Genomic DNA, 3,550 nt, shown 5'->3' with positions numbered 1-3,550 from the left:
GCGGGGCCGGCTCGACGAGGAGGCGGCGGCGGCCATCTCCGGCGTCGACCGGGTCACGGTGCAGGGCGGCTCCCTCGTCCTGGAGACCCGGACGACCGGACAGGTCCTCAGCGCCCTCGACCGGATGACCGGACTGGACGGCGTACAGACGCGCACCGCCAGCCTGGAAGACGTCTACCTCGACCTGACCGCCCGGCTCACCAGTGCCCCGCAGTCCCCCCTCCGCACCCCCGAAACCACGGAGCACCAGCCATGAGCGCGTACGCCGCACTGACCGGAGCGGGCTACCGCGCCCAGATCCGCGACAAGACGACCCTCTTCTTCACCTTCGCCTTCCCGCTCCTCTTCCTCGTCGTCTTCGGCCTCATCTTCCGGGGCCAGGACGTCGAGGAGAGCGGCCTGTCCTACCTCTCGTACACCGCCGCCGGAGTGCTGTCCTGGGGTGTGGCGAACGCCGCCGTCTTCGGTATCGCCTTCACGCTCATGCAGTGGCGCACCGACGACATCCTGCGGCTGATCCGGATGTCCCCGGCCCCCCTCTCCGCCGTCATCGGCTCCCGCTACGCCATCGCCCTGGCGGTCGGCGCCGTCCAGTCGCTGCTGTTCGTCGGCGTCGCGATGCTGCCGCTGTTCGGTCTGGAACCCGCCTCCGGCTGGCCGCTGCTGGTCCCCGTCATGATCCTCGGCATCACCACCTTCCTGCTGCTCGGCGTGATCATCGGCTCCTTCGCCAACACCCCGGAGTCCGTCGCCGCCGTCGCCAACTTCCTCATGCTGCCCATGGCGTTCCTCTCCGGGTCCTTCTTCCCGCTGGACGCCATGCCCTCCTGGCTGCAGAAGGTCTCCCTGGTCATGCCGCTGCGCTACCTCAACGACGCCGTCTCCCACGCGCTGACCGGACGCGGCGACGCCTCCGACGTGGCGGTGGGCTGCGCCGGACTCGCCGTCTTCGCCGTGGTGTTCGGCGCGGTCGCGGTCAAGACGTTCCGCTGGACGAGGTCGTCATGAGTACCCTGACGCGGCCCCTGCCGCAGCCGATGGACCTCGCCCGGTCCGCGCTCCACTCGGCCCTCGCCGAGCGCCTCGGCCACCCCGTCCCCGTCGTCCCCGTCGGTGCGACCGACGCCACGGCCGCCCTCGGCGACCGGGGCGCCCCGGACCCCTTCGCCGCCGACCGCGCCGGGGCGCGCGTCCACCTCTCGGCCTCCGCCGTGCTGATCGGCCCCTGGGGCGGCGACGGCACCCGGCCGGCCTGCGGACGCTGCCTCGCGATGCGCTGGCAGCGGCTGCGCAGCCGCAGCGAACGCGACGCCCTGGAGACCGGCGGCCCGGACGGCCCCCGCCCGGCCGGACAGTGGCCGGTGTTGACCGACCACACCTACGACACGGCCGCCGCCCTCTGCGCCGCGCTCCTGGACGGGACCGCCGTCCGGCCCCCCGCCACCGCCCCCGCCGACCGGGCCCTGCCGCAGGTCACCCGGCTCGACCTGGCGACCCTCCAGGTGCGGACGTACCCCCTCCTGCCCGATCCGCTGTGCCCCGACTGCGCCCCGCCCCGCACCGACGCCGGGCCCCGCCCGCTGACCCTCACCGCCCGCCCCAAACCGGACCCCGGGACCTACCGGCTGCGCCCCGCGTCCTCGTACCCCATCCCCGAGGAGGCCCTGGCCAACCCGGTCTGCGGCGCCCTCGGCGGCGGCACCTGGATCAACGTCACCTCGCCGACGACCGCACCGGTCGCCGGAAGCGTCTTCGTACGCGGCTACGCCGGGCTCAACGACGTCACCTGGAGCGGCCAGGAGAACGCCTTCTCCACCAGCCGCACCCTGGCCTTCCTGGAGGGCCTGGAGCGCTACGCCGGAACCCACCGGCGCGGAGCCACCACCCCCGTCACCGGCTCCTACAACGACCTCAAGGCCGACGCCGTCGATCCCGCCACCTGCGGTTTCTACGACCCCCGCACCTACCGCGACGACCCGCTGGTCGACCCCTTCGACCCGGACCGGGCCATCCCCTGGGAGTGGGGCCGGTCCCTGCGCGACGACCGGCCCGTACTGGTCCCGTCCCGCCTCGTCTACTACAGCGCGGGACTGGCCGCGGACAACTTCGTCTTCGAGTGCTCCAACGGCTGCGCCATCGGCGGCTGCCTGGAGGAGGCGGTCCTCGGCGGCCTCCTCGAACTCGTGGAGCGCGACGCCTTCCTGAACGCCTGGTACGGGAACGCCCGCCTCACCGAGATCGACCTGGCGACCGTGGGCGGCGGGACGGCCGCCGCGATGACCGAACGGGCCGCGCTCCAGGGCTACGACGTCCACGTCCTGGACAACCGCATCGACCTGGCCGTCCCCGTCGTCACCGCGCTGGCCGTGCGCCGCGACGGCGGCCCCGGCACCCTCTCCTTCGCCGCGGCGGCCTCGCTGGACCCGCTCGGCGCGGTCGAGGGCGCCCTGTCGGAGGTGCTCACCTACATCCCGCACCTCTCCCGCCAGACGGAGGAGCGCCGGGCGGAACTGGAGGCCATGGCCGACGACTTCTTCCGGGTCCGCCACCTCAAGGACCACGCCCAGCTCTACGGCCTGCCCAGGATGGCCGCCCACGCCCGCAGCTACCTGGAACCCCTCGCCGTACGCCCCTTCGAGGCCGTCTACCAGGACTGGGAGGCGACCGGCCGCCCCCGCACCGGCGACCTGCGCGACGACGTACTGGCCGTCACCGGCGCACTGGCCCGGGCCGGCCACGACGTGATCGTGGTCGACCAGACCACCCCGGAGCAGGAGCACATGGGCCTGCGCACCGTCAGCACCCTGGTGCCGGGACTCCTGCCGATCGACTTCGGCTGGAACCGTCAGCGCGCCCCCCTGATGCCGCGGCTGCGCACCGCGCTGCGGCGCGGCGGCCACCGCGCCACGGACCTGACCGACGCCGAGATCCGGATGGTCCCGCACCCGTTCCCGTAGGGCGGCGCGGGCAGCGGGAACGCCCGGTACCCGTCCGCTGGACGGATACCGGGCGTGAACCCTGCGGCTGCCGGCGCCCGGAATCAGGCGGAGCAGGAGGTGGTGCTGGTGGTGGAGCTGCACGTCGAGGTCGAGCTGGTGCTCGTGGAACCGGCGAGCACGACCTCGCTGGCGTCCGAGTAGTCGGAGATCTCGAAGGTCTCGGCCTCGAGCTCGAGGATCTCGTCGGCGAGGGTGCTCAGGTTCTTCTCCATGGTGTCTCCTCCGGATCGGGGGCCGCCGGGCTCGGGGCCGCCTGCTGGGTGTACGCCCGGTGGGGGGTACGCGCCCATTCCACCGCCCGCCGCTCACCGTTCGGCCTGCCTCCCGCACACACATCGCTGGCACGCGACGCCAGCGCCCCTCCACACCGCGCACCAGGAGCCCCGAGATGCCCCGGTCCCAGCCCCGTACCGCCCCGGCCCTCCCGCGGGAGGTGGTCCGATCCGCGCTCACCCTCTACCTGGACGTCCACCGCACCCCGGAGCTCTCCGGCGAGGAGAGCCGTACGGCCGCCCTGTTCGCCGACCGGCTGGCCGGCAGCGGCTTCGAGG

3 protein-coding genes and 1 pseudogene are annotated in these 3,550 nt (G+C 73.7%); 3 read left to right on the top strand and 1 reads right to left on the bottom strand.

From position 1 onward, the window contains the following. From IH13_RS42830 to IH13_RS0126730, 3 genes and pseudogenes are all read left to right on the top strand, one after another. Positions 1 to 256 (top strand): annotated as a pseudogene (locus IH13_RS42830) (ABC transporter ATP-binding protein); the annotation flags it as partial. Then, the gene (locus IH13_RS0126735) at positions 253 to 1,008 is read left to right on the top strand and encodes an ABC transporter permease (RefSeq protein WP_031088539.1); all 756 of its coding nucleotides are present in this window, start codon (positions 253 to 255) and stop codon (positions 1,006 to 1,008) included. The pseudogene IH13_RS42830 and the gene IH13_RS0126735, both read left to right, overlap by 4 nt. After that, complete coding sequence (locus IH13_RS0126730) at positions 1,005 to 2,957, top strand: TOMM precursor leader peptide-binding protein (protein WP_031088538.1); 1,953 nt, start codon at positions 1,005 to 1,007, stop codon at positions 2,955 to 2,957. The genes IH13_RS0126735 and IH13_RS0126730 overlap by 4 nt, the downstream gene beginning before the upstream one ends. Positions 2,958 to 3,040: 83 nt before the next feature. Here the strand turns inward: IH13_RS0126730 and IH13_RS0126725 are convergent, their stop codons facing one another. Beyond that, positions 3,041 to 3,211, bottom strand: coding sequence for a thiazolylpeptide-type bacteriocin (locus IH13_RS0126725; RefSeq protein WP_018555848.1), 171 nt, complete (start codon positions 3,209 to 3,211; stop codon positions 3,041 to 3,043). Positions 3,212 to 3,550: the final 339 nt, after the last annotated feature.

Origin of the sequence: Streptomyces sp. NRRL WC-3549, assembly GCF_000721935.1 — a bacterium.
In the GTDB taxonomy this organism is placed as follows: Bacteria; Actinomycetota; Actinomycetes; order Streptomycetales; family Streptomycetaceae; genus Streptomyces.
The sequence above is the reverse complement of the archived record's forward strand: the minus strand, read 5'-3'. Positions and strand labels throughout refer to the sequence as shown.

Bases quoted from the DNA above. Each gene is read 5' to 3' on its own strand.
- IH13_RS0126735 (WP_031088539.1), top strand. From the start codon at position 253: ATGAGCGCGTACGCCGCACTGACCGGAGCGGGCTACCGCGCCCAGATC.
- IH13_RS0126730 (WP_031088538.1), top strand. From the start codon at position 1,005: ATGAGTACCCTGACGCGGCCCCTGCCGCAGCCGATGGACCTCGCCCGG.
- IH13_RS0126725 (WP_018555848.1), bottom strand. From the start codon at position 3,211: ATGGAGAAGAACCTGAGCACCCTCGCCGACGAGATCCTCGAGCTCGAG.